Below are 24282 nucleotides of genomic sequence, written 5' to 3' on the forward strand. Positions count from 1 at the left end.
TCCTCGTAGCGGAGCTACTAGGACTTTTCGGCAACGCCGCGAGCGTGCGTGCCAGACGCCGCCCGGCAGGCGGGACTTTCGAAACACGCCCTAGGACCGGTCCGGCGGATCAGGGCCGGACAGGCCCCGGCCGTACGTCCCCGCCACTCGTCCGGGCCCGGCACCGCCGGACCCGGACGAGTCGGCGAGCGGCGGCGGCGCGCCGCTCGGGTGGCGAGGCGGGGCGCCGCCGTGGCAGCGCAGCCGAGCCACCTGTCGTCGCATCGGCGCGACCACCGTCGTGGCGGCCGAGCCGGCCCGGGTCAGGAGCTCGTGAGGACGACCAGCCGCTGGGTCGCGCGGGTCATCGCGACGTAGCGGTCGACGGCTCCTTCGATGCCCGTGCCGAACTCCTCCGGGTCGATGAGGACGACCAGGTCGAACTCGAGCCCCTTCGACAGTTCCGGGGTCAGCGAACGGACCCGGGGTGTCGCCCGGAACACGGGTTCGCCGATGACGCAGGCGATCCCGTCCGCATGCGCGGTGAGCCAGGTGTCGAGGACCGTGTCGCGCTCGGCAGCGGAGCCGTGGGAGACGGGAATGCCGCTGCTGCGGATGGAGGCCGGCACGTGGCGTCGGGGAGCGCGGCCCGGATGACCGGCTCGCCTCCGCCATCACCTCTTCCGGCGTCCGGTGGTTGATGCTCAGGGAGGCCTGGCCGATCCGGTCGAACCCGACCCGCTCCAGCCGCTCCTGCCAGGACTCCGTGAAGCCGTGCCTGGCCTGGGCGCGATCGCCGACGATGGTGAAGCTCCGGGACGGACAGCGGAGCAGCAGCATCTGCCATTCCGCGTCGGTCAGCTCCTGGGCCTCGTCCACGACGATGTGCGCGAACGGCCCGGCGAGGAGGTCCGGCTCGCTGCCCGGCAGTGAGGATCCGTCGACGAGGGTGTCCTTGAGGTCCTGTCCGTGCAGCATCGTGACCGCGCCCTCGCCGTCGGCATCTGCCTCGAGCAGGGCGTCGATGACGTGAGCCATGTGTTCACGCTCGGCGGCTACGGCGGCGCTGTGCCGGCGCCTGCGCAGCGACGTCTCCGGGTCACCGAGCCGCCGGCGTGCCGCGTCCAGGAGGTCGGACACGGTCCAGGCCCGTGCGTCCGCGCGCTGCAGCCGTGACACGTCGTCGCGGCTCAGCCAGGGAGCACAGGTGCGCAGATAGGCGGGTACCGACCCCAGGTCGCTGACGAGGTCGACCGCGTCGATCAACGGCCAGGCACCGTCGAAGACGGCGAGCAACTCCCGGTTCCGCAGCAGGGACTTGCGCAGCAGTTCGTCGGGAACGTCGCCGTCGTGCCTGTCCACCAGGATCGTGACCAGCTCCTCCAGGACCAGGTCACGCGCCTCGTTGTGCGGCGTGCCGGGTGCGGCTTCGAACGCTACGGCCCAGTCGCCGGCGCTCAGCCGGATGTCGGACCACGGGGTCGTGACCGTCATGCCCTTGGCGGGCGGCTCCTCGTAGAACCTGACGGCTGCCTCGACGGTCTTCTTCACCAGATCCGCGGACGCCCGTCATGATTCCTCCAGTCGGTCGGTGCGGGCCCCTCTTCGGGGAGGGCCCCCTGGTCATGGACGCGGTGGGTTCTGCGCCTCGCCAACCCCGTCTACGTACAGGCTCGTTCCGGCCCGACGACCGGCACGTCCCGCCGGTCGGCCGGTGCGGTCGCCTGTCCGGGTACCCACGGTGTCGCTCCCGCCACGGCGCCCGTCGCGCGGTGCCGATAGACGTCGGGTGATACGCCGACGAGCTCGGTGAAGCGTGTACGGAAGATGCCCGGCGAAGGGCAGCCGACCGCGCGGCGCGTCTCCGCGACGCCGAGACCACCGTGCCGCAGCAGGGCCGTCGCACGCTCGATGCGGCGGGCCGTCAGATAGGCGTACGGAGACGTGCCGTAGGCCAGCCGGAACTGGCGGCTGAGATGCCCGGCCGGCACGTTCGCGCCGCGGGCGAGCGCTTCGACGTCCAGTGGCTGCGCGTACTCCCGGTCGATCCGGTCGCGTATGCGGCGCAGCCGGGCGAGGTCACTCAGGTGCTGCGCCGCTAGGCGTGCGCGCCCCCACGCGGGATGACACATGCGAGCTCCGTTTCGTCGACGCCGATGGCTGCCTGGAGTACGGCGGGCCGGACGGTTCAGCGAAGCTCCTGGATGCGGACCAGGTTGCCTGCGGGATCGCGGAAGGCGCAGTCGCGGATGCCGTACGGCTGCTCGGTCGGCTCCTGGACGACCTCGGTGTCGCTCGCCTGCACCTTCTCGAACGTGGCGTCGAGGTCCGGGGTGGCCAGCAGGATCCATCCGTAAGTGCCCTTGGCCATCATCTCGGTGATGGTGCGTCGCTCGTCGTCGGTGATGCCGGGGTCGACGGCCGGCGGGGCCAGCAGGATGGACGTGCTGGGCTGTCCGACGGGGCCGACCGTGATCCAGCGCATCTTCCCCTGTCCGACGTCACTGCGGACCTCGAAGCCGAGAACGTCGCGGTAGAAGGCCACGGACGCGTCCGGGTCGTCGTGCGGAAGGAAGCTGGTGTGAATGCTGATGTCCATGGCGATCATGCTAGATCCGCCTTTGTGGCCCGCGCTTCTTGATTCCTGACCGATCCCGCCGACCCTTTGTCTGCTCTTCGGCTGTCTGCTCTTCGGTTGCCGCGGTTACTCCTCACCGGCCTGTGCGGACTTTTCGAGAAGCGTGAACGACTTGGGCGCACCGCCCGGCTGCGGCTTTCCCTCCTTGTGTCCGACAACCCGGTACCCGGCGTCGAGGTAATACGCCTTCAGCCGGACGTTGCCGGCCAGACAGTCCAGACGTACCAGCGGCCGGCCCGTCTCGGCCACGCGGCGTTCCGCCGCGCGCAGGAGCTGCCGGCCCGTCCCGGGCGGGACCCTGCTGCGATCCACCATGAGCCGGTGGACATATCCGGCCTGCGACGACTGCGGCCCCCAGGCATCCTCGTCCTCCCACCACAGCTCCCAGGCCCCGACGACGTGACCGGCGGCTTCCGCGAGCCACACCTCCCCGGTCTCCATGATCCGGCGGAAGTGGTCCCCGCTCAGCTCACCCGGCTGCCACTGACCCGTGACGCCTCGCGCGAGCATCCAGTGTGCGGCGTCGTCGCGCAGCCGTACGACAGTGGCGAGGTCGGTGTCGTGGGCGGGGCGGAAGCGCAGAGCGATCATCTCGCGATCTTCGCACGGGTGTTCCGCTGTCCCGTGCCCCGGAGGAGCGCCCCGGTCGCGGACCCGGCCACGCCCTCCTGGTCGCAGCGGTACGCGAGCGGAGGGCAGGGGCGGTGCCTCCATGCGGAGATCATCGGGGCGGTGGCGAGGTCAAGGCGGCCGGTGGCCACGCTTGCCAGGTGGCGGTCGGTCTCCTCGTCGGTGGCGAGCTCTTCCGACACCAGAAGGCCGCGGATCTGCCGCACGGTCGCGCCCTCGAGGACGGAGCACGCCGGCGAGGTGATCGGGAAGTACACGTCGGCCCGGACGTCCTCCAGGCCATCCCGTGTATCAGTCCAGCCGGGTCAGATCCGGGCGCAGCCGTTGCCAGACCGGATGACGCAGCCGGCCGGCCCTCGTCCATTCCGACGCGGTGACCTCCGCGACCAGCCGCGGCTCCACCCAGTGCGCACCGGCCACGTCGACCGGATCGGCGAACGGGGACGTCGGGCGCGCGATGACCGCGAAGTACGCCATGAGTTCGCTCTGTTCACGCTCGGACATACCCGATCCCACCGATCCCGCGTACCGCAGCCCGGTGGGCCCGGTGACGCCGACGAGTACCGCCCCCGGCACATCCACGGCCGCACCTCGTCTCTGGGTCCAGCCGCCGATGACCACGTCCAGCGTCTGCACCACCTTGGTCTTGCGCCAGTGAGCCGATCGGGTGCCGGGCGTGTACGGGGAGGAGAGCCTCTTGGCGACCACGCCCTCCAGGCCTTCACGGACCACGGCGTCCCACACCTGCGTCCCGTGCCCCTGCACGTACGAGGGTGCCGACCAGTGCGCCCCGGACATCGCCAGGGCGGACAGGACCTCACGACGTTCCCCGTACGACGCGCCGAGCAGAACACGGCCGTCGAGGTACATGACGTCGAAGATCATCAGATGGGCGGGACAGTCCAGCGCCAGGCGGCCGGCCCGCCGTGCGTTGACCACGCCCATCCGGCTCTGGAGCCGGCCGAAGTCGGACCGTCCGGAAGCGTCGAGGGCCACGAGCTCACCGTCCAGGACCACACCGCGCCCGCGCAGTTCACCGCCCAGGGCCTGCAGCTCCGGGTAGGTCACCGTGAGGTCGTTGCCCGCTCGCGAGGTCAGCCGCACCGATCCGTCGCCCGTCGTACCGAGGACGCAGCGGACACCGTCCCATTTGGTCTCGAACGCCCAGTCCGAGTCGGGCACGGGCAGCGGACCCGGCACAGCCAGCATCGGTGCGATCGACGGCGGCGACCAGAGGGTGCCGGGAGGAATCGGAGCCATGGCTCGATGATCGAACGTCCGGCAGAGCTGCGCAGACCGGCGGCGGACGAACGGCCGCGCCCCTCGCGACCTGTCCGTGGGCTCCGCCGGCCCCTGGAGGCGCATACGTTTCCACCGCGCCCGGCGAACCTGCACAATTCTGTGGTGATCAATGATGACCCGTACCTGTGGCTGGAAGACGTCGAGGGCGAAGCCGCGCTCGCCTGGGTGGCCGAGCGGAACGCCGAGACGGACGCCGCACTGGCGTCCGGCGCCGGGTTCGCCTCCCTGAAGCAACGCCTGCTGGAGGTCCTGGACGCGCCGGACCGGATCCCCTATGTCTCGCGCCGCGGCGATTTCCTCTACAACTTCTGGCGGGACGCCGCGCATCCGCGTGGTGTGTGGCGGCGTACGACACCGGAGCAGTACCGCACGGATGACCCCCGGTGGGAGGTCCTCCTCGACATCGACGCACTCGCCGCCGAGGAGGGTACGAAGTGGATGTGGGCGGGTGCTCGGGTACGCCGTCCCGACTGCGACCGGGCCCTGGTCCGCCTCTCGCGCGACGGCGGTGATGCCGTGGTGGTCCGGGAGTTCGACCTCGGCGGCCGCACCTTCGTCGAGGGCGGGTTCCAGGTGGCGGAAGCGAAGACGGACATCGGGTGGATCGACGCCGACACCGTCTTCATCGGTACGGACTTCGGGCCGGGCTCCCTCACCGGATCCGGCTATCCGCGGACGGTCCGCAGATGGCGCCGCGGTACGCCCCTGGCCGAGGCCGCCCCGGTCTTCGAGGGAGAGGAACGAGACGTGGCCGTCGCCGGCCGGCACGACTCCACACCCGGTTTCGAACGGGACTTCGTCGTCCGGTCGATGGACTTCCACCACAGCGAGACGTATCTCCTCACCGGCGACACCTCGCTCGTCAGGCTCGACGTGCCGGACGACGCCACCACGTACGCCCATCGCGAGCATCTGATCGTCCACCTGAAGTCCGACTGGCTCGGACACCGGGCGGGCTCCCTGCTGGCCTTCGGCTTCGACGCCTTCCTGGCCGGCGACCGCGCCCCGGAGGCGCTGTTCACCCCCGACGCCCGGACGGCTCTGGCCGGGCACGCGTGGACGCGTCACCATCTGATCCTGGAGACGATGCACGACGTCAGCACCCGCATCGAGGTACTCGCCCCCACCTCCGGCTCCGGGTGGGTGCGCGAGGCGCTCGCGGACGTCCCGGCGCTGTCCGCCGTCACCGTCGTGGACACGGACCCGGACGTCTCCGACGAGTTCTTCCTCGACGTGTCGGGCTTCCTGCAGCCGTCCACGCTCTATCACGGGAGGATCGGGGGCGACACGGAGATCCTCAAGGAGGCACCGTCCCGCTTCGACACGGCCGGCCTGACCGTGGAGCAGTTCTTCGCGATCTCCCAGGACGGCACGGAGGTGCCGTACTTCGTGATCGGCCCCGACCACGCCCCCACGGGCCCCGGCCCCGCCCTGCTCTACGGCTACGGCGGCTTCGAGGTCTCACTCACCCCCTTCTACGGAGCGGTGACCGGCCGGGCGTGGCTGGAGCGCGGTGGCACGTACGTGATCGCGAACATCCGAGGCGGGGGTGAGTACGGACCGGGCTGGCACCGCGCCGCCCTCGGCGCGGACCGGGCACGGGCCTTCGAGGACTTCGCGGCCGTCGCCGTGGACCTCGTCGCACGGGGCGTCACCACCGCGGCCATGCTGGGCGCCGCGGGGGGCAGCAACGGCGGACTGCTCATGGGGGCGATGGTCACGCGCTACCCGGAGCTGTTCGGCGCGATAGTCGCACAGGTCCCGCTGCTGGACATGCTCCGCTTCCACGAGCTCCTCGCCGGTGCGTCCTGGATCGCCGAGTACGGCGACCCGGACGACCAGGCCGATCGCGAGCACCTGCGTGCACTGTCCCCGTACCACCGGCTCACCGCCGGTCGGGCCTACCCGCCGCTGCTCCTGACGACCTCCACCCGTGACGACCGCGTCCACCCGGGCCACGCCCGTAAAGCGGCCGCACGGCTGCGCGAACTCGGCCACCGGGTCCTGCTCCACGAAAACACCGGTGGCGGCCATGCGGGCGCCGGAGACAACGAGCAGGCCGCCCACAACAACGCCCTGATGCACACCTTCCTGTGGCGCCACCTCTCCCCACAGGCCCCACCGGATCCATCGGCCCTCGGCTGACGGCAGCGGGCGGCAGGGTGCCCACGGGCGGGCTCTACGGCGCGCAGGCTTCGGCGATCGACAGGCTGTTCTCGTAGAGGTGGTGGCGGGTGACGCGACCGTGCTCGACGGTGAGGTGGAGCGCGAACGGGCCTGCGAAGGACTTGCCCGTCGCCCGTACGGTTCCCGACAGGTGGCCCATCAGGACGGCGTCGGTGCCGTCGACAAGGAAGGTGTCGACGGACGCGCGCGCGTCCTCGGGCACCGTGTGCGCCGCCAACTCCGCCGACTGGGCGGCGCATTCGGCGGCGGTGGACCGGGGGCGGATCCATGGGACCACGGGGTTCTCCGCCAGCAGCCAGTCGACCTCGTCGGCGAACAGTGCGGCGATCCGCTCGGTGTCCCCGGCCAGCCGGGCCGCGAGGAAGGCCTCCACAACAGCCCGGGTGGCCTCCGGTGCGGAACCCGCTCCGCTGGTCGGGCGCTGCGTGTCGGGGGTGGGCTGGACGGCCATGGTGGGCTCCTCGCGGCTGAGTCGGGGCTACCGGGTGTCCCGGTCGATGTGTCCGATCCTGCCGGGAGAGGGGAGCGCGGTCGATTACCCCGGAGGTAATCCGCAGCCGGGCCCACCCGTCGCGCCGCTTCAGCCGACCTCTACCCCCAGCAGGGCGCGGAACGTCTCGGCCCCCACCGGGGTCACCTTCACCGCCCGCCCGGAGCCGATCCGCCGCACCCACTGCCTCTCCAACGACGTGGCGCACAAGGCCGCTCCCACCGCACCGGCCAGATGCGACCGACGCTCCGTCCAGTCCAGGCAGCTGCGCACCAGGGGCCGGCGCGTACCTGCGGGATGCCGGTAGCCCAGGACATCGGCCAGCCAGGCCCGGCCCGCCGGAGTGAGGGCGAGTCCGGCGTCCTCGGAGACCAGCCCCCGGACCACCATGGCGTCGGCCAGGGTCACACCCAGTTCACCGGCCAGATGGTCGTAACAGGTCCGGGCTCGCGCCTCGGCGCCCGCCTGCACGGATTGGCGCAGGTTCCGCGGGCGGGGGGGCGGCGGGGGCGAACGAGGCGACGGCCTCGATGAGGGCGGCCGCCTCCGGGCCCGCCAGTCGCACATAGCGGTGCCGCCCCTGTCGCTCCTCGGCCAGCAGACCGCCCTCGATGAGACGGGAGAGCTGCTCGCTCGCCGTGGACGCGCTGACCCCGGCGCTCCGGGCGAGCTCGCCGGCGGTCCAGGCACGGCCGTCGAGCAGAGCCTGGCAGAAGGCGGCACGCGTGCGGTCGGCGAGGAGAGAGGCGGTTTCGGAGAGGGAGGACATGCGGCCATGATGCCGCCGCGACGGTTCGGCCGGCGCCGAACCGTCGCGGCCCTAGCGTCGGAGTCATGACGCACACGACGCATGAGTTCGATCGCTTCGAGGACGTACGGTCGGCGCTCGCCGACCCGGCGCTCGTCCCCGAGCGGCCGGCCGCGGAAGACGGTCCGGCCGGGGCGAGTGTCGCCTGGCTGCGTGCCACGGTGGCCCGCTTCAGCCACGGAGAGCCACACCGGCGGCGGCGGGCTCTGGTGGAGGCCGAGCTGGCTCGTCTGGCGCCCGAATCGCTGCGACAGGCGGCAGCGGCGGCGCCCGGGGGAGAGCTCCGGGCCGGGGTGGTGCGTACGCTCGCGGGCGCTCTGGGGATGCCACGGCCCGAAGCCGTGGCGGAGGCAGTGATCGTGGTGGCCGGGGTCTACTTCGGTGGCGAGGACGCAGCCGCTGACGAGGCAGTGGCCCGGCTGGTGGGGTGGCCGACGGCGCCTGCGCCGGACCAGGCGGCGCTCTTCTCGGGTGGGGCGGTGCTCCCCCCGGGCCAGACGGCGCTCCCCTCGGGTGGGGTGGTGCTCCCCTCGGACCGGGCGGGGCTCCCCTCCGGGGCCGCGCCTGCGTTGGGTGAGGCAGGGCTTCCGTGGGACGAGACCCGGCCTCCGTGGGACGAGGCCGCTCTGGAGTCCGCCGCCAGTCGCATCGGGCTGCTGGTCCAGGCGTGCGAAGCGACGGCCACGCTCGTCGCTGCCGCAGCCGGCAGCGGCGGCCTTCCGCTCTCCCGGGTCCTGCGGGACCGGCCTCCGGTACGGGGCATGCGTCGCGTCGCCGTCAGGGCCACCAGGGTCGCGGACCGGGAGATCGCCGCAGGTGACGTCGTGCTCCTCGACCTGGCGACCGCCAACCGCGCACACCCGGTGCCACTCACCTTCGGCGCCGCGCCCCGCATCTGCCCCGGCCGGGCCCACGCCCTCGCGCTGACCGAAGGACTTCTCCGGCGCCCGCTCACCCCGTTCGCCCGCCTGCACAACCGGGCGACCCCGCTGCTGCTCCCCAACGCCTGGGACCACGCCTCCGCCGCCGCGCTGGCGGCCGAGGGCTTCGAGGCCATCGGCACCACCAGCCTGGGCGTGGCCGCTGCCGCCGGACTCCCGGACGGGGCGGCCGCGACGGCCGCGGCGACCATGGCGCTGGCACGACGCCTGGGAGAGGGCCGATTCCTGTTCACCGTCGATGCCGAAGGCGGGTTCAGCGACGACGCGGCGGAAGTGGCCGAGCTCGCGCGGGCCTTGTACGAGGCGGGCGCGGCCGGCATCAACCTCGAGGACGGCCGCCCCGACGGAACACTCGCGCCGATGGAACTGCACGCGTCGAAGATCGCCGCCGTCAAGAACGCGGTGCCGGAGCTGTTCGTGAACGCACGCACCGACACCCACTGGGCGGGCCGCCAGGAGAACGAGACCGCGACCCGCCTCGCCCTCTACGAACAGTCGGGCGCCGACGGGGTGTTCGTACCGGGGCTGTCGGATCCGGACGGGATCGCCGAGCTGACCTCGGCCCTCGTCGTACCGTTGAACGTCCTGTACACCCCGGCCGGGCCCACTCTCTCCGAACTCGCGGCACTGGGCGTGCGCAGGGTCAGCCTCGGCTCGCTGCTCTACCGCATGGCGCTGGCCTCGGCCGTCACCGCGGCGACCGCGATCCGGGACGGGCGGGCTACGGATCCGGGTGCCCCGTCGTACGCCGACGTCCAGGCACTGGCGCAGGCCCGGAGGGTACGGCCTCCCCTGTGACGGCGTGCGTCACCTGCGGTGTATCCGCAGGTGCGAGCCGTCTCGCGGCGTCGGGTCCCGCCGTGCGGTACGCCGGTCCGGACGGTACCGTGCCCGGACCGGCACGGAGGAGGAACGGGACATGGCCAGTACGGTGACTGAGGGCCTGCCGCACATACGCGAGGAACTCGCCGACTTCTATCGGGACCTGCACCGCCACCCGGAGCTGTCGCTGCAGGAGACGCGGACCGCGGCGCTGCTGGCCCAGCGGCTGCGGACCGCGGACTTCGACGAGGTCGTCGAGAAGGTCGGCGTCACCGGAGTGGTGGGCGTCCTGCGTAACGGGGACGGTCCGGTGGTGATGCTGCGCGCGGACTTCGACGCGCTGCCGGTGGAGGAGAGGACCGGACTGCCGTACGCCAGCACGGTGCGTGCCGTGGACGGGGACGGCCATGAAGTGCCCGTGATGCACGCCTGCGGGCACGACATGCACGCCGTCTGTCTCACCGGGGCCGCCGCCCTGCTCGCCCAGAACCGCGAGCAGTGGAGCGGCACACTGCTGGTGGTGTTCCAGCCGGCCGAGGAACTGGCCGTCGGCGCCCGGGGAATGGTCGACGACGGGCTGTTCGAGCGCTTTCCCAAGCCGGACATCGTGCTGGGGCAGCACGTCGGGCCCCTGCCGGCCGGATTCATCGGATACGGCAACGGACCGGTGATGGCGGCTGCCGACTCGGTGAACATCACACTCCACGGCCGGGGCGGCCACGGATCCAGGCCGGAGGCGGCGATCGATCCGGTGCTGATGGCAGCGAACGTCGTCACGCGGCTTCAGGGAATCGTCGCCCGCGAGGTGCCGCCGGCGGAGACCGCCGTAGTGACGGTGGGACGCCTGAAAGCCGGCACCAAGGAAAACATCATCCCGGAGACCGCCGAGATGGGTGTCAACATCCGCGCCTTCACCCCGGCCGTACGCGACCTCGTGCGCAGCGCGGTGGAGCGCATCGTGGCGGGGGAGTCGCGGACGAGTGGTGCGCCGAAGCCGCCGGACTTCACCTGGTTCGCATCCGCACCCGCCCTCGTCAGCGAACCGGAGTCCACGAAGACGACGGTGGCGGCGTTCACCGAACACTTCGGTGCGCAGCGGCTTCTGCCGATGCCTCAGGTGAACGCGAGCGAGGACGTGGGTGTGTTCGGCGAGGCGCTCGGCGTGCCGACGGTGTTCTGGTTCTGGGGAGGGCTGGAAACGGAGTCGACGATTGCCGCATTCACCGAGGGGCGCATGGACGAGCTGCCCAGCAACCATTCCGCGGCCTTCGCACCGGTCGTCGAGCCGACGCTGAGCACCGGCGTGGAAGCGCTGGTCGTGGCGGCGCTGACCTGGCTCGGCAGAGTCTGACCGCGGCATACGCACCGTACGGGCGTGACGAGGGACGGGTCCGCTTCGGGCGCAGCCCGACGGCGGGTGCCGACAGCGCCTGCCGGGGGCTGCGCCTTCCTGCTGACCGGAATCGGCTTCTCCCGGCCGCCGTAGTAATGCGCTGGACCTGGCTCCTCCGCACAGAGATCCTTGAGCATGGAGTTCTTCTGTTACCACCGCGACCGGCCCGGCTCCGTTCCGCTGCGCGACGGGCTGCTGGAAGCGCATTGGTCCTACATGGACCAGTACGCGAAGGAGATGATCGCCCGGGGCCCGACCCTCGCCGACGACGGCGAAGCGCCCACCGGAAGCGTGCATATCGTTGACCTCGCCGACTCCGCCGCTGCTCGCACGTTCGCTTTCGACGAGCCGAACTACCAGGCCGGTGTCTATCGCGATGTGCTGCTGCGGCGGTGGCGCAACAAGCTGGGGCGCACTATGTGGGACTTCCCCGGTGGGCAGGACGGCGGCAACCGGTACCTGGTGATCGGTCTCGGCGAGGGTGAGGCCGCCGACCTCGAGGTGCCGTCCGACCACGACGAGCTGATCGCCTACGGGCCGCTGCTGTCCGACGACGGTGCCACCTGGCTCGGCACGGCGGCCTTGGTGCGGGCGCCGGATCCGGACACGGCACGCGCCGTCCTGACAGCGGACCGGTATGCCGACATCGAGGTGCGCAGCTGGCAGTTCGGCGGGCGGCCGTCCTGACCTGAGGGGCACCCGGCATCCCCGCGTCTGCGTCCGGGGGCCTCGGCGCTCGCGGCGCGCGTCCACCGAGTTGATCCCCCGCGGTGGACGCGTCGCTCTCCGCTGGATGGAGCAGGGCCGCGCGCGGGTTGCGGAGCCGGGGGCGAAGCTGGGAGTTCCACCGAGCTCACGCCTCAGGAGTCCTCCCGTGCTGCTTTCCGGCTCCCCGCAGGTCCGCCTGCCCCTTGCCGCCCTGCTGGCCGCCGCCTGCACGGCCGGGCTGGTGCTCTCCCCGGCCCACGCCGCTGACGTCCCCGTCGACCACGACCGCGCACTGCGCGAGCAGTTGCAGGAACTGACCGACGCGCCCGGCGGGCCGCCCGGAGTGATCGCCGTCCTCAAGCGCGGGCCCCGCACCGAGGTCTTCCGGGCCGGTGTGGCCGGGACCGGCACCGACCGTCCGATCGAGGCGACCGACCACATGCGGATCGCCAGCACGGCCAAGGCGTACAGCGGCGCGGTCTCGCTCCAGCTCGTCGACCGCGGGAAGCTGCGCCTCAACGACACCATCGGCCGTGTGCTTCCCCGACTGCCGCGCGCCTGGCACCGGGTCACACTGCGCCAGCTCCTGAACCACACCAGCGGACTGCCGGACTACTCCGCGGACCCGGAGTTCCTGGACCTGGTATCCGCGAATCCCCGCCGCCACTTCGACTCCCGACGGCTACTGGACTTCGTCGCCGGCGAACCGCTGATGTTCCGTCCGGGAGCTCGCTACTCCTACTCCAACTCCGACAACATCGCGGTCGCCCTGATGGCGGAAGCGGTGACAGGACGCCGCTACGAGGATCTGCTCGCCCAGCTCGTGTACCGCCCGCTCCATGTGCGAAGCACCAGCCTGCCGCAGGGCTACCGGATGCCCCTGCCGTACATGCACGGCTATGACGTCACCCCTCCGGACCCGCCCGAGGACGTCAGCGAGGTGCTGAGCGCGTCGGGCGTGTGGGCGTCGGGCGGGATCATCTCGACACCGAAGGACATGACGGCCTTCATCCGTGGCTACGCCGGTGGGAAGCTCATCACCGACCGGACCCGCCGCCAACAGCGGAACTGGGTGAACGGTGCCTCCGAACCCGCGGGCCCGGGCGAGAACAAGGCCGGTCTCGCGATCTTCCGCTACACCACCCGTTGCGGTGTGGTGTACGGCCACACGGGCAACTTCCCGGGCTACACCCAGCTGGTCGCGGCCACCCCGGACGGCAAACGCTCGCTGACCTTCTCCCTCACCACTCAGGTCAACAAGACGAACAAGCCCGCACTGCTGAAGCGGCTGCGGGCCGTGGAGGAGAACTTCGTCTGCGCCCTCTTGCGCAATCGGTAGACCGGGTGGTCGAGACTCCCGACCCCGCCCGGCGGAAGTAACTGGTACACCCGGTACAACCATCCCCGCCCTCCATGAGTCCTACCAAGTAGGAGCAAAACGCTCCTGGAGCTACAAGGGGGATATATGAGAAGCATGCGTAATGTCGCGGCCGCCGGGGCGTTAGGCGCACTGGTCGTGAGTGCCACGCTGGTGGGCGCAACGGCCGCCTCCGCCGCACCCAACGTCACGCCGCAGGGCGTCTGCGGCAGTGCCTACAAGACCGTGAACGCGGCGCCCGTCGGTTCGCTGGGCACCGTCTACCTGACGTACAACCCCTCGAACGGGAAGAACTGCGTCGCGACCATCCGCACCAACCCGGGCACCGCCAAGGCCATGGCCACGTACATCTACGTGCCCGACACCGACGAGTGGGCCGGGGACTCCGGGAACTACACGTCGTACGCGGGGCCCGCCTACGTCTACGGCAAGGGCCACTGCGTCAGCTGGGGCGGCAGCATCGCCAACGTGTACGTGTCGGTGGACAACTCCAACTGTGCGGCACTCAGGGAACACCGGGTCACCGAGGTCCGTTGATCCGGGCGTGTGGAGCCGGTCCGCCGCCCCGCACCTCGCGGTCGACGAGGTGCGGGGCGGCGGATGACGGCCCCCGGCGTGCGACTGCCGCTTCTCGGGGCTGTCCCTTTCCTGGGGCCGCCCCTTCTACAGCTCGTCCCCGAAGGCCTCTGCCAGGGCGCGCCATTCGGCTCGCGGCAGGCCGGCACCGCCCTGCTCGGCAGTGAGCACCTGGAGGGCGACGTGATCGGCGCCGGCGTCGAGGTACTGCCTGGTCCTGGCCCTCACGTGCTCGGCGTCGCCCAGGGCGAAGAGGGCGTCGAGAAGCCGAACGCTTCCACCACCCTCGAAGTCGCTCTCCGCGAATCCCAGGCGCAGCAGGTTGTCGGTGTAGTTCGGCAACTGCAGGTACATCGCCAGCATGTTGCGAGCCGTGGTGCGGGCCCTGCCGAGGTCGGTGTCGAGCACGACGGTGAGTTCCGGGGCGAGCAGTGCGTCGGGGCCGAGTGCCTCGCGGGCTTCCGCCGTGTGCTCGGTGGTGACGAGATAGGGGTGGGCGCCCAGCGCCCGGTCCGTCGCGAGCTTCAGCATCTTCGGGCCGAGCGCCGCCAGCACGCGATGTCCGGAATCCACGGGCGGGGTGGCGGAGTCCAGTGCATCGAGGTACGCGACCATCGCGCTGTACGGTTTCGCGTACTGCGGCACCATCGGGCCGTGGCTGACCCCCAGGCCGAGGACGAAGCGCCCGCGGGCACTCGCGTCGAGCGTCGCGATGCGGGCCGCCACCTCCGCCGCGGAGTGGTCCCAGATGCTCAGGATGCCTGTGGCCACGGTGACCGAACGGGTGGCGGTGACGACAGCGGCGGCATCCTCGGGTGAGGGACTGCCCCCGATCCAGAGCGTGCCGTATCCCAGGTCTTCCAGCTCCGTGACCGCCTCCGCGATGGCCGCCCTGCCCGCGTCGTCCACCCGCGACCCATGCAGGGCACTGCTCCAGATGCCGATCTGCCCGAACGTCTCACGTGTCTCAGAAGTCATGGTGTGATCAACAGCGCCGCGCGCCCACTATTCCCCACGCGGTGGACGGTTCGGCCGATCGGCCGAGTGCGGGAAATCGAGCAGCGGGAATCGAGCAGCGGGGAGGGGGGGGGGGCGCGGCGGCCCGCGCGCGCCCCCCCCCCCCCCCGGGGGGGGGGGCGGGGGGGCGGGGGGGGGGCCCGCCCCCCCCCCCCGCCGCGGGCGGGGGGGGGCCCCCCCCCCGCCCCCCCCCCCCCCCCCCCTTCCCGCTGCCTGTCGTGAGGGTCAGGGTGGGCGGTGATAATCGCCGCCCTGCGCGCGATAGCCGATTTCGCCCACGCGCTTTCTTCTGTCACATCTCTTCTACCAGCGATACCAGCGCCCTCGCTTGCCGCCGCCTGCTGCCGGGCGGATCACGAAACCGAGGAGCCACACCACCAGCACGACGACGGCAATCCACCAAAGGGCCTTCAGCGCGAAGCCGGCCCCGAAGAGAAGAAGCGCGAGCAGGAGAACCAGAATGACAGGAACCATGAGTATCAACCTCCGCGAGTTCATGTGCCCCGACATTGCCGCTCCATTCCTGCGGAGCCTCTGCGTTCCCTATGGGTGCGATGATGCGCCCGTCAGGGCGTGTTGTTGGCCAGCGCCAGCAGACGGCTGCTGTCGCCGCTGAACCGGTCGCGGTCCACGGCGCCCGAGATCCCGTTCACCGAACCGGAGTCGGTGTACTGCCAGAAGGTCCAGTACGGAAATCCGCTGGGGATGGAAGGACTGGACGCGCTCGTCCAGTGGGCGACGAACAGGGGACTCCGGGCGGACATGCCGCTCCAGCCGCCGGTGCAGGTGTTCCACCAGCTCGGGCTGGTGTAGATGACGGCGTCACGGCCGGTCTTCGCCTTGTACGTGTTGTAGAAGTCCAGAACCCACGACCGCATGGCCGAGGTCGACTTTCCGTAGCAGCCGCCTTCGAGGTCGAGCATGCCGGGCAGCGTCAGGTTGTCGCGTGACCAGGCCCCACCGTTGCCGGCGAAGTAGTTCGCCTGAGCCGCGCCGCTGGAGAGGTTGGGACGCGCGAAGTGGTAGGCGCCCCGGATCACCTTTGCGTTGTGGGCGTGAAGGTAGTTGGTGCTGAAGGTGGGGTCTTTGTACGTGGTCGACTCCGTGGCCTTGATGTAGGCGAACTTGATGCCCGCAGACTTCACCGACGACCAGTTGATCGTTCCCTGGTAGTGGGATACGTCGATGCCGGCCAGGGAAGCCTGAGTCGACGCGCTGCCCTCGGCGCCGAACTCGATCTGCCGCGTGTCTGCAGTGAACTTCTCGCCGTCGTCGAGGTATCCGGCGCCCATGTATCCGCTGCCGAGGGGGATGGTGCTGCCGGAGGGCAGGGGTGCCGCAGCGGCCGCGCCTGCAGAGACTGCCGGGAAAAGGGTCGTGATGAGGCTGAGCGCCCCTGCCACCATCAGCGTGTGGCGCACGGCTCCGGGGTGGTGAATTCGAGATGACAACGCATTCCTCCTGGGCGATGGGGGGGGTGGGTCCACTCGCGTAGCAGGCGAACGTGGGTCGACCGTCACCGTGGCTTCCTGGATTGCGGACTGCCGGGCTGCCCCGGAATAGTCCCGCGTTTCACGGACGAATCCAGGGAGCCGCACTGTCTGTTTTCGGCGTGCCGCTGTCACGCCTTGATGCAAAGGGTTACGAACCAGGAGAGGTTCGTCCTTCGGCGCGCCGGGAGTGGGTGGCTGAAGCGGCATTCGGGTGACCCCGTGTGCAGGTGCATGCCCTTCGGAATGAAGGTGCATATTGATGAGGGCACATCACGAGTGACGCATGTGCGAGGCGCCCGCGTAAAGGGGTACGCCGCGGACGGAAACTGCCACCTCTGTGAAGTTCGGCCGGCTGAGAACGGGTCAGTCCGCCGGATGCCCCGGCGAGATGTCGAGACCGTCAGCCAGAAACAGGAGACGCAGGCCGTCGCCCGCAGGGTGCTCCGCCGCCTCCGGGGCGAGGAAGAACCCGACGTGGTCGCCGCCGTCGACACGGCTCTCGACGCGGCCGACGAACCAGACGGGCGCGTCGTCAAGGACCGGGACCCCACCGGGGCCCGGGTGCCAGGCGGTCCGGGCGAACTTGTCGGTCGTGTCCCCGGTCTCGCCGCCGAAGAGGCGGGCCAGATGGTGCTGGTCATGGTCCAGCAGGTGCACCGCAAGGCGTTCGGCGCGGACCGCGACGCGATAGGTCCGGTTGGCCTTCGACAGCCACACGATGAACCGGGCGGGCCGGATCGAGCACTGGGAGCCGAAACCGACCAGGCAGCCGGCCCGCTCACCGGCCGCCGTGGCGGTCACGACGTACAGCGGATAGTCGAGCGCGTCGGTGAAAGGATCCAGGTCGGTCACGGTACTGGGCTCCCTGCCTGCGAGGTCGGATGCTGGACCCCCGATCGAAGGACTCGAAGAACGTGTGGAGTTCGATGGAAATGCTATGTGAGCATGGGAGCGGTGAAGAGGGCTCGCCCACGCAAGCGTGGCGCCGCGCCGCGCACCCGCAGGCCGGGCCGCGACCTTCAGTTCCGCGCGCCGGTCGGGCTTCATCGCGCCGGGTGTGCCGTGACTCCACGGGCGCCCTTGTCCGGGCGGCGTGCCAGAAAGACGAACTCCCGGCCCGGCCGGTCGGGGGCATCGCGCACCCCTTCCACCACGTACCCTCGCGCGACCATGTCCTGCTCGACCTCCTCCCGCTCCCGGAAGCGCAACGTCGAATCCGACGTGAGTACCTGTCCGTCCGCGGCGAACCTGTAGGTCCAGCGGAATGTCACCAAGGGCCGGCTGACGTCGATCAGCTGAACCCAGCTCTCGACCGCGCCGACGGCCGGTATCTCTGTCACGCGGCAGGACTTCTCGCGGGTCCACTCCTCCCAGGCACGTCCGGCCGGATCGCGGGTCTCGAAGACCAGGTGGCCGCCCGGCCGTAGCGCTTCGTACGCTCCCTGCAGTGTCCCCTCCCATGCGTGAGGGTCCGTGATGGCCTGAGCGACGTTCGCTGTCATCGTGGCGAGATCGACCTGCAGGGAGGGGAGACCTGTCGCGTCACCGTGGATCCACCGCACCTGTGCGCTGTCCCGCTTGGCCCGGGCGACGTCGAGGGAGGCCGAAGCGGGATCAACGCCGACGACTTCGATACCGTGGCTGGCCAGGAGCAGCGCGAATTCCCCCGTTCCGCAGCCGATGTCCAGCACTCGGCGTGCCTCGAACTCTTCTGCGATCCGGAGATATGCGGCGAGATCACTGCGGTCGGGATCGAGTAGATCGTAGATCGCGGCGAGCCGTGGGTGCGCGAAGCAGTCGTCAGCCATGCGTGCGAACGTATGCAGAACCGGGGCAGAACAGCTACCGGATTTCCGCTGCCGTTTCCGTAGGCGGTGAACTCGACGCCCTCACCGGTCACGTCCGGACCTTCGCCCAGATGCTCACCGAGCGCCAGGGCGAACGGCTCCCGCAGTGGCTCGACGCCGTCCGCCAGGACGACCTGCCCAGCCTCCACACTCTCGCGGCGTGCATCGACCGAGACCGCGAGACGGTCATCGCCGGACTCACAGTGCCCTGGAACTCCGGCGTCGTCGAGGGACACGTCAACCGGATCAAGGTGCTCACGCGCCTGATGTTCGGCCGAGCCGGTTTCAGCTTGCTACGCAAGCGCCCATTTCCGGCCACCTGATAAATGGCTCGGCTCTCGGTGATAGGACATCCCTCTACGGAAGGATGATGAGAGGGCGACAGCGTGGACGAAGCAGGAGTTGGTCCCGGCTCGATGATGGTGCGGTTGAAGGGCGGTCGACCCGTGACTTCTTCGAGCGCCCTATCCTCCTACTTTGCGAGCGTGTCCAGGATTTCGGCCACCGGGATGGGATCCAGGGGGCCGACGTGTGACGCCCCGGGAAAATCGTGCACGCGGAAGCTGTTGCCGGGCGTGAACGCGTCGGCTTCGGCGATCATTCTGTCCTGGAGCGCGGTGGCGATCGTCCGGTCCCTGCCGAAACGCAGGTAGGAGCGGGGGATGCGTCCCCAGCGACCAGCCTGTCCGACCGCTCGGCCCGCATAAGCGGTGACGGGCTCGTCGGTCTGCATGTCGGCCAGTAGCCGGCGGAATTCGGCGTCGGGGTAGTCCGCGCAGATCATCTCCTTCAGGAGGGCCAGCTCACGGCTGTCACCCGTCCGGAAGTTCAGTCGTAGTACACCGAGCCGGTCCGGGTCACCCACCGTCAGCTCGACCGGGCTGACGGCGTTCGCGTTCTCGGGTGCCGCCGTGCAGGCGTCTGCCGTGGGCAGGATGCGGCTGGGACAGAAGGCCGCCATGTAGCAAATGTGGCGAAGCAGATGCGGGACGGCTTCGCCGACACGGCTGACCGATACGCCCCCCAGGCTGTGCCCGACCAGCACCACCGGGCCGTTCCGTGCCGCCCGCCGCACGATGCCCGTGACGCGCGCCTCGTAGTCCTCCAGCCCGAGGCCCTTCAGGGGGGAGAACTCGGCCGCCATCGCTTCGAGGTCCTGCCGCTGATACGACTCCGGCACGAAGGCCTCCGCGCCGTGCTGCGGCTGGTCCACCATGACGACGCGGTGACCGCGCAGCGTCAGCTCACGCGCGATCGGCGTCCAGAACGCGCCGGCGCTGTGGGTACCGTGCACCAGTACATAGGTGGTGAGCCCGTGACGCGGGTCCGCTGCCGCTGGCGAGGTTCCCAGTCCGGTGGCCAGTGCCACGCCCCCCACCGCGAGTCCCAGCCCACGCAGTGCAGTCCGCCGGGTGGAACCTGTTCGTTCTTCGTTCGTCGCATTCATCATGAGCACGACGCTATGAAAGGCCCGTTCGGCCCGCCAGCGGTCCAGCACCACCACAGGGGTGGACCCAACACCACCTTCCCATGCGGCCGTTCCGTGTGGTCTGCAAGCGTGGGACTCCGTGATCACGGACAGAAGGCCATCTTCGTCTCGGCATCGCGCCAGGTATCGGCGGGCCATCCGCTACTGGTGCAAGACGACGGCAAGGAGCATGTGCAGCTGTGGTTCGAGCCGTTCGGGCAGGATTACTGACTGAAGCCCGGGGAAGCTGTGTATGTCACCTCGTACGGAACGTGGAATGGCCACCCGTTCGAGACGATCCACGAGACCGACTGTCTCACCGTCTGGGCCACGTCCTGGTTCTCGACGGTCTCTGACTGCGACGGCAACGAATTCCCCCCAGGCCGCAGCGAGCGCGCCTGAGTCGTCATCGTCAGGTCGGCCCGGTTGGGTGAAGGTGTCAGGGGCATCGGGGTCGCCGACCTTCAGCGACTCCACCATCTCCTTCAGCGCCGATATGACCTCCTCGTACCGTGAGCGCGGCGCCAAAATCCGGGTCTGCGCGATGCACGCCTCGCCGTGGTTCAGGAGCGAACCGAACTTCAGCCCCTGCACCGCCCCGGCGGCATCGGCATCCGGCACGATCACCGCTGCCGACTTCCCGCCCAGCTCCAGCCCGACCCGCTTCAACTGCTCGCCCGCGATCGAGGCGATCCGGCGCCCGGCCCGCATTGAACCGGTAAAGGCGATCTTGTCGACATCCGGGTGCGACACCAGGTACTCACTGGTCTCCCGATCCGCGGGCAGCACGCTGACCACGCCCTTGGGCAGGCCGGTCTGCTCCAGCAGGTCGGCCGGCAAGCCCATGCTCAGCGAGTTGTCCGGCGACACCTTCAGTGCGACCGGGTTTCCCGCGAACAGCGCAGGAATGATCTTCGCTGTGGCTGCCGGGAACGGCGAGTTCCACGGAATCACCGCCGCCACCGCTCCCGCCGCCCCGCGACGCACCACGCTGCGTACCGACGAATCGGGGTCGGCCGGCACCAGGGGCTCCTCCCACCCGAGCTCCTCCGCCGCCTTCAGGTAGGCGTTCGCCTGACGCATCAGACCGGGCTGACCCGCCAGGGTGAACCATCCGGCCGAGCCGTTCTCCGCCGAGGTCAATGCCGCAATCTTCTCCGCGTTCGCCTCACGCAGCGCATCGAACCGGCGCACCCGGGCGATCCGCTCCGCCGGTGCCGCGCGCCGCCACCCGCCCTACTCGAACGCGGCACCCGCCGCGGCGACCGCACGGTCCACATCGGCCGGCAGTGCCTGCGCGGCCCGGCCGATCACGGACCGGCCCGGAGGGTGCGCGACCTGAACGCCGCGCAGGCGGCCGACGTAGTCGTCGACACCTTCCTCCACGGGCTTGGAGCCCCCGACGCAGGCGAGCCGGTTCCCCCGGCTCCGGTCGGCGGCCGGAGCCGCGGTCGTAGCCGCTGGGCTGTCCGCGATTTCGGCGTGGCTACCGGAAGGGAGCCGATCCGTCACCGGATACCGGCACCACGGTGAACTCGCTCTCGTGCGCATGACTGGCCGGCTCCAGGTGGACCCGCCGCACCTGGCCGTCCGGCATGTGGAGGCGCAGCTCGTCACTGTCGTGCAGGTCGAAGATCCGACTGGTGGGGACACCCCGCAGACTGCCGCGCCACCCCTCAGGATCCATCAGGACCAGGTGAGCCTCCACCGGGATCTGCAAGCGCCCGGCAGCGAGCACCGCGTCACCCTCATACCGAGTCGTCATAGCCACCACGGTCGCTCCGCACTCACCGCGCAGCAACCGCAGTGGGGGCCGGTACGACGCCCGCGACGGCCGGGCGCACCATCTCGACGCGCCGAGGTCCGACCGGATCCTCAAAAGCCGATGCCATCGGCAGCCGCATGCGTCAGGTGGCGCGAACGCCCCTCGGCGTCTCGCCGAGCTGCGCTTTTGCCGTCACGCCCAGTCGGCCGAGGGTGTCGCTGCCGGTGCACCGCCCCCGTCAGAAGCTGTCCGTGTCGACGACGGCCTGGGCGAAGGCGGTGGGCGTTTCCGGCGGCTGGTTGTGACCGATGCCCCGCAGTAACCGGTGGTCGTAAGGGCCGGTGAACCGGTCGATGTACGACGAGCCGTCGCCGGGCGGCGGTGTGAAGGGGGCGCGCTCGGCGTCCAGGGTGATCGTGGGGACATGGATGAACGGCCGCGGTGCCAGCCGCTTCTCGTAGCGGTCGCCGTCGCGGAGTCCGCCCGGCACGGCGTGCCACCGAGGTGTGGGGTGGGCCGGAACCGCTGTCACGTCAGGTCATGGACCGAATCGGCGCGAACTTCCTCTGAACGTTTTCGTCGACGCGCGCCGCCGGCCGTTCAGCGGGCGCGACCCCGCAGCCGGTGCGGATGTGCCGGGTACGTTCCGAGAATGCGCACCTCCGACGAGAAGAAGTGCAACTCCTGCAGGGCCAGGGCGACCCGCGGCTCGTCGGGGTGGCCCTCGACCTCCACGTAGAACCGGCTGGGGTTCAGCCCGGCGCCGATCTGGTAGCTCTCGATCTTGGTGAGGTTCACGGCGTTGCTGGCGAAGCCGCCGAGCGCCTTGTAGAGCGCGCTGGGAATGTTCCGTACGCAGAAGAAGAGGCTCGTCATCGTCGGCTCACCCGTGTCGGGCGCGAGGGCGGAATCCCGGGAGAGCACAACGAAGCGCGTGGTGTTGTCCGGATCGTCCTCGACCTCGGACCGCAGGACGTCCAGCCCGTAGAGCCGTGCCGCAGCGGGCGGAGCGAGCGCCGCATGCCGTGGATCACCCAGCTCCGCCACCTCACGCGCAGCCCCGGCCGTGTCATCGCTGACGAGGGTGCGCCAGTCACCCTCCCGCAGCACCTTCCGGCACTGTCCCAGGGCGTGAACATGGCTGCGTACGCACTCCACCTGGTCGAGGGTCGTGCCGGGGACGGCCATCAGGTCGAAGCGGATGGCGAGGAAGTACTCGGCGACGATGAACAGCCCCGATTCCGGCAGCAGGTGATGCACGTCCGCGACGCGGCCGGCCGCGGAGTTGTCCACCGGGATCACCGCGGCGTCGGCGGTGCCGAGTGTGACGGCGTCCAGAGCCTGTTCGAAGCCCGTGCAGGGAAACTCATGTCCTTCGGGAAACAGGGCGTGAGCCACGGTCGCCGAATTGGATCCGGGTTCACCCTGGTATGCGACGGTGGTCACCGTGTTCAGCCTTCCACTGTGGGGCTCTGAGCGTCGGGCGGCAGAAGTTCCACCGCGAAGCGTGTGTAGTGAAGTATCGGTGACCTGTCCTTCACCGGGCGCACCAGGGGAAGCCGGGTGACGACGAGGATCAGGATGCCGAGCGGTGAGGCAGGCGCCAACCAGGACGCGGGAAGTGGCATGTGTAGCCGTCCGGATAGCGCTGGAGATAGTCCTGGTGGTCCGGTTCGGCTTCCCAGAAGGCACCCGCCGGTACGACCTCGGTGACCACCGGTCCGGGCCAGAGTCCGGACGCGTCGACGTCGGCGATGGTGTCGTGCGCGATGCGCCGTTGCTCGTCGTCCAGGTAGAAGACGGCGGACCGGTAGCTGAGGCCCACGTCGTTGCCCTGCCGGTTCTTCGTGGACGGGTCGTGGATCTGGAAGAAGTACTCCAGCAGGTTCCGGTAGTCGGTGACCGCGGGATCGTAGGTGATCTCGATCGCCTCGGCGTGATTTCCGTGGTTCCGGTAGGTCGGCTTTGGCATGTCGTCGCCGCTGTATCCGACCCGCGTCGCCACCACCCCGGGCAGCGACCGGATCAGCTCCTGCATACCCCAGAAGCAGCCACCCGCCAGCAGGGCCTTGTTCTCGCTGTCAGTCATCACAGGTCACCTTTCCTTTGTACTTCGAACAGCCTTGCACAGCTGCTTATGCCGCTCACCATCGGTTCTCCCGGCCGTGCGCGGACCCATCCCTCCTGCCCATGACGGACGTGGCCGCGGGGCGGCGGCAGGGGCCGACGCGTTCCAGGGCGGAACCTTTGACCGGCCGGCCGGTCGGACCCGCTGCGGTGGATCAGTGAGCGGCCGGCGCGGTCTTCTTGCGGGCACGGTAGGCGGCTGCCTTGATCTTGTTCCCGCAGGAGTCCATGCCGCACCACTGACGCCGCATGCCGCGGGACCTGTCGATGTAGACGCGGGTGCACTCGGGGTTGCCGCATTCCTTCAGCAGGGGCACGTCCGGCCCGCTGAGCAGTTCGACGGCGCACCGGGCGACGGTGGACAGGGCCTGCTCGGGCGTTGCCTCGGTCCGGCGCCCTGACGGCGTGAGCTGCGGCGTCGCGGGCGGCTTGCGCGCGGCGGCGTTCAGCGTCCCGAGTGCCTTCTCGTCGAAGTCCTCCCCGAGGCGACGGACCGTGACCAGTTCGTAGATGGCCTCCCGTACGGCCGTGGCCTGCTCGACGTCGCTCTCCTCGCCGGGGCTCACCGTGTCGACGACGCCGGACTCCAGATACCAGGCGTTCAACCGGTCCGGCGTCACGAACATCTCGAAGCGCGCCGAACGGCGGGCACGGAGAGTCGCCGCGAAGTCGAGGGCGGGATTTCCGCAAACGAAGACATGGTTGAGGTTCAC

Annotated in this window: 22 protein-coding genes and 5 pseudogenes; 7 read left to right on the plus strand and 20 right to left on the minus strand. The window is 70.2% G+C overall.

Annotated elements, in window-relative coordinates; translation table 11 throughout:
- Positions 1 to 302 precede the first annotated feature (302 nt).
- The 6 genes and pseudogenes from ACIBJG_RS37615 to ligD all read right to left on the minus strand — a co-directional run.
- Positions 303 to 1548, minus strand: a pseudogene (locus ACIBJG_RS37615) (AAA family ATPase); the annotation flags it as partial.
- Between the two features lie 92 nt (positions 1549 to 1640).
- Positions 1641 to 2111 carry a helix-turn-helix transcriptional regulator gene (locus ACIBJG_RS37620; protein ID WP_399314705.1) on the minus strand — a complete coding sequence of 157 codons (471 nt, stop codon included), beginning with the start codon at positions 2109 to 2111 and terminating at the stop codon, positions 1641 to 1643.
- 56 nt (positions 2112 to 2167) lie between these two features.
- A complete protein-coding gene (locus ACIBJG_RS37625) occupies positions 2168 to 2578 on the minus strand; it encodes a VOC family protein (protein WP_399314707.1) in 411 nt (136 codons plus the stop codon).
- A 105-nt stretch (positions 2579 to 2683) separates the two neighbouring features.
- The gene (locus ACIBJG_RS37630; RefSeq protein ID WP_399314709.1) at positions 2684 to 3208 is read right to left on the minus strand and encodes a GNAT family N-acetyltransferase; all 525 of its coding nucleotides are present in this window, start codon (positions 3206 to 3208) and stop codon (positions 2684 to 2686) included.
- Between the two features lie 107 nt (positions 3209 to 3315).
- Positions 3316 to 3528 (minus strand): annotated as a pseudogene (locus ACIBJG_RS37635) (SAM-dependent methyltransferase); the annotation flags it as partial.
- Between the two features lie 10 nt (positions 3529 to 3538).
- The gene (gene ligD / locus ACIBJG_RS37640) at positions 3539 to 4507 is read right to left on the minus strand and encodes a non-homologous end-joining DNA ligase (RefSeq protein WP_399314711.1); all 969 of its coding nucleotides are present in this window, start codon (positions 4505 to 4507) and stop codon (positions 3539 to 3541) included.
- Between the two features lie 144 nt (positions 4508 to 4651).
- On the opposite strand from ligD, the gene ACIBJG_RS37645 reads away from it, so the two are divergent.
- Entirely contained in the window at positions 4652 to 6694 is a 2043-nt protein-coding gene (locus ACIBJG_RS37645) for a prolyl oligopeptidase family protein (RefSeq protein ID WP_399314712.1), read from the plus strand.
- Between the two features lie 34 nt (positions 6695 to 6728).
- Here the strand turns inward: ACIBJG_RS37645 and ACIBJG_RS37650 are convergent, their stop codons facing one another.
- Both ACIBJG_RS37650 and ACIBJG_RS37655 read right to left on the minus strand, forming a co-directional pair.
- The gene (locus tag ACIBJG_RS37650) at positions 6729 to 7187 is read right to left on the minus strand and encodes a nuclear transport factor 2 family protein (RefSeq protein ID WP_399314714.1); all 459 of its coding nucleotides are present in this window, start codon (positions 7185 to 7187) and stop codon (positions 6729 to 6731) included.
- A gap of 129 nt (positions 7188 to 7316) precedes the next feature.
- Positions 7317 to 7995 (minus strand): annotated as a pseudogene (locus ACIBJG_RS37655) (ArsR/SmtB family transcription factor).
- A gap of 65 nt (positions 7996 to 8060) precedes the next feature.
- Between ACIBJG_RS37655 and ACIBJG_RS37660 the strand changes: the two are divergent.
- From ACIBJG_RS37660 to ACIBJG_RS37680, 5 genes are all read left to right on the plus strand, one after another.
- On the plus strand, positions 8061 to 9773 hold the full coding sequence (locus tag ACIBJG_RS37660; protein ID WP_399314716.1) for an isocitrate lyase/phosphoenolpyruvate mutase family protein: 1713 nt from the start codon (positions 8061 to 8063) through the stop codon (positions 9771 to 9773).
- Positions 9774 to 9894: 121 nt separating this feature from the next.
- Positions 9895 to 11148, plus strand: a complete 1254-nt coding sequence (locus ACIBJG_RS37665; protein ID WP_399314718.1) for an amidohydrolase — start codon at positions 9895 to 9897, stop codon at positions 11146 to 11148.
- A 177-nt stretch (positions 11149 to 11325) separates the two neighbouring features.
- The gene (locus ACIBJG_RS37670) at positions 11326 to 11877 is read left to right on the plus strand and encodes a YciI family protein (protein ID WP_399314720.1); all 552 of its coding nucleotides are present in this window, start codon (positions 11326 to 11328) and stop codon (positions 11875 to 11877) included.
- Between the two features lie 106 nt (positions 11878 to 11983).
- The gene (locus ACIBJG_RS37675; RefSeq protein WP_399314722.1) at positions 11984 to 13237 is read left to right on the plus strand and encodes a serine hydrolase domain-containing protein; all 1254 of its coding nucleotides are present in this window, start codon (positions 11984 to 11986) and stop codon (positions 13235 to 13237) included.
- 126 nt (positions 13238 to 13363) lie between these two features.
- Complete coding sequence (locus ACIBJG_RS37680; protein ID WP_399314724.1) at positions 13364 to 13813, plus strand: spore-associated protein; 450 nt, start codon at positions 13364 to 13366, stop codon at positions 13811 to 13813.
- 126 nt (positions 13814 to 13939) lie between these two features.
- Here ACIBJG_RS37680 and ACIBJG_RS37685 read toward each other — a convergent pair whose 3' ends face one another.
- From ACIBJG_RS37685 to ACIBJG_RS37705, 5 genes are all read right to left on the minus strand, one after another.
- Complete coding sequence (locus ACIBJG_RS37685) at positions 13940 to 14830, minus strand: LLM class F420-dependent oxidoreductase (RefSeq protein WP_399314725.1); 891 nt, start codon at positions 14828 to 14830, stop codon at positions 13940 to 13942.
- Between the two features lie 342 nt (positions 14831 to 15172).
- Positions 15173 to 15343 carry a hydrophobic protein gene (locus tag ACIBJG_RS37690; RefSeq protein ID WP_399314726.1) on the minus strand — a complete coding sequence of 57 codons (171 nt, stop codon included), beginning with the start codon at positions 15341 to 15343 and terminating at the stop codon, positions 15173 to 15175.
- A gap of 92 nt (positions 15344 to 15435) precedes the next feature.
- Positions 15436 to 16275, minus strand: a complete 840-nt coding sequence (locus tag ACIBJG_RS37695) for a GH25 family lysozyme (protein ID WP_399314749.1) — start codon at positions 16273 to 16275, stop codon at positions 15436 to 15438.
- 450 nt (positions 16276 to 16725) lie between these two features.
- A complete protein-coding gene (locus ACIBJG_RS37700; RefSeq protein WP_399314727.1) occupies positions 16726 to 17214 on the minus strand; it encodes a flavin reductase family protein in 489 nt (162 codons plus the stop codon).
- A 191-nt stretch (positions 17215 to 17405) separates the two neighbouring features.
- Entirely contained in the window at positions 17406 to 18170 is a 765-nt protein-coding gene (locus ACIBJG_RS37705; RefSeq protein WP_399314729.1) for a class I SAM-dependent methyltransferase, read from the minus strand.
- 68 nt (positions 18171 to 18238) lie between these two features.
- Between ACIBJG_RS37705 and ACIBJG_RS37710 the strand changes: the two are divergent.
- Positions 18239 to 18532: pseudogene (locus ACIBJG_RS37710) on the plus strand (transposase); the annotation flags it as partial.
- Between the two features lie 149 nt (positions 18533 to 18681).
- Here ACIBJG_RS37710 and ACIBJG_RS37715 read toward each other — a convergent pair.
- The 7 genes and pseudogenes from ACIBJG_RS37715 to ACIBJG_RS37745 form a co-directional block, all read right to left on the minus strand.
- The gene (locus ACIBJG_RS37715; RefSeq protein ID WP_399314750.1) at positions 18682 to 19587 is read right to left on the minus strand and encodes an alpha/beta hydrolase; all 906 of its coding nucleotides are present in this window, start codon (positions 19585 to 19587) and stop codon (positions 18682 to 18684) included.
- Between the two features lie 501 nt (positions 19588 to 20088).
- Positions 20089 to 21006 (minus strand): annotated as a pseudogene (locus ACIBJG_RS37720) (aldehyde dehydrogenase family protein); the annotation flags it as partial.
- A gap of 157 nt (positions 21007 to 21163) precedes the next feature.
- On the minus strand, positions 21164 to 21442 hold the full coding sequence (locus tag ACIBJG_RS37725; protein WP_399314730.1) for a hypothetical protein: 279 nt from the start codon (positions 21440 to 21442) through the stop codon (positions 21164 to 21166).
- Positions 21443 to 21680: 238 nt separating this feature from the next.
- Complete coding sequence (locus ACIBJG_RS37730; RefSeq protein WP_399314732.1) at positions 21681 to 21974, minus strand: hypothetical protein; 294 nt, start codon at positions 21972 to 21974, stop codon at positions 21681 to 21683.
- Positions 21975 to 22042: 68 nt separating this feature from the next.
- A complete protein-coding gene (locus tag ACIBJG_RS37735) occupies positions 22043 to 22888 on the minus strand; it encodes a prephenate dehydratase (RefSeq protein ID WP_399314733.1) in 846 nt (281 codons plus the stop codon).
- 130 nt (positions 22889 to 23018) lie between these two features.
- Positions 23019 to 23531: a peptide-methionine (S)-S-oxide reductase MsrA gene (msrA, locus tag ACIBJG_RS37740; RefSeq protein ID WP_399314735.1), complete on the minus strand. Its 513-nt coding sequence runs from the start codon at positions 23529 to 23531 to the stop codon at positions 23019 to 23021.
- Positions 23532 to 23724: 193 nt separating this feature from the next.
- Positions 23725 to 24282, minus strand: coding sequence for a CGNR zinc finger domain-containing protein (locus ACIBJG_RS37745; protein ID WP_399314737.1), 558 nt, complete (start codon positions 24280 to 24282; stop codon positions 23725 to 23727).

Source organism: Streptomyces sp. NPDC050422, from assembly GCF_044458665.1.
GTDB lineage: Bacteria > Actinomycetota > Actinomycetes > Streptomycetales > Streptomycetaceae > Streptomyces.

Bases quoted from the DNA above. Each gene is read 5' to 3' on its own strand.
- ACIBJG_RS37620 (WP_399314705.1), bottom strand. From the start codon at position 2,111: ATGTGTCATCCCGCGTGGGGGCGCGCACGCCTAGCGGCGCAGCACCTG.
- ACIBJG_RS37625 (WP_399314707.1), bottom strand. From the start codon at position 2,578: ATGGACATCAGCATTCACACCAGCTTCCTTCCGCACGACGACCCGGAC.
- ACIBJG_RS37630 (WP_399314709.1), bottom strand. From the start codon at position 3,208: ATGATCGCTCTGCGCTTCCGCCCCGCCCACGACACCGACCTCGCCACT.
- ligD (WP_399314711.1), bottom strand. From the start codon at position 4,507: ATGGCTCCGATTCCTCCCGGCACCCTCTGGTCGCCGCCGTCGATCGCA.
- ACIBJG_RS37650 (WP_399314714.1), bottom strand. From the start codon at position 7,187: ATGGCCGTCCAGCCCACCCCCGACACGCAGCGCCCGACCAGCGGAGCG.
- ACIBJG_RS37660 (WP_399314716.1), top strand. From the start codon at position 8,061: ATGACGCACACGACGCATGAGTTCGATCGCTTCGAGGACGTACGGTCG.
- ACIBJG_RS37665 (WP_399314718.1), top strand. From the start codon at position 9,895: ATGGCCAGTACGGTGACTGAGGGCCTGCCGCACATACGCGAGGAACTC.
- ACIBJG_RS37670 (WP_399314720.1), top strand. From the start codon at position 11,326: ATGGAGTTCTTCTGTTACCACCGCGACCGGCCCGGCTCCGTTCCGCTG.
- ACIBJG_RS37675 (WP_399314722.1), top strand. From the start codon at position 11,984: ATGGAGCAGGGCCGCGCGCGGGTTGCGGAGCCGGGGGCGAAGCTGGGA.
- ACIBJG_RS37680 (WP_399314724.1), top strand. From the start codon at position 13,364: ATGAGAAGCATGCGTAATGTCGCGGCCGCCGGGGCGTTAGGCGCACTG.
- ACIBJG_RS37685 (WP_399314725.1), bottom strand. From the start codon at position 14,830: ATGACTTCTGAGACACGTGAGACGTTCGGGCAGATCGGCATCTGGAGC.
- ACIBJG_RS37690 (WP_399314726.1), bottom strand. From the start codon at position 15,343: ATGGTTCCTGTCATTCTGGTTCTCCTGCTCGCGCTTCTTCTCTTCGGG.
- ACIBJG_RS37695 (WP_399314749.1), bottom strand. From the start codon at position 16,275: ATGGTGGCAGGGGCGCTCAGCCTCATCACGACCCTTTTCCCGGCAGTC.
- ACIBJG_RS37705 (WP_399314729.1), bottom strand. From the start codon at position 18,170: ATGGCTGACGACTGCTTCGCGCACCCACGGCTCGCCGCGATCTACGAT.
- ACIBJG_RS37725 (WP_399314730.1), bottom strand. From the start codon at position 21,442: ATGACGACTCGGTATGAGGGTGACGCGGTGCTCGCTGCCGGGCGCTTG.
- msrA (WP_399314735.1), bottom strand. From the start codon at position 23,531: ATGACTGACAGCGAGAACAAGGCCCTGCTGGCGGGTGGCTGCTTCTGG.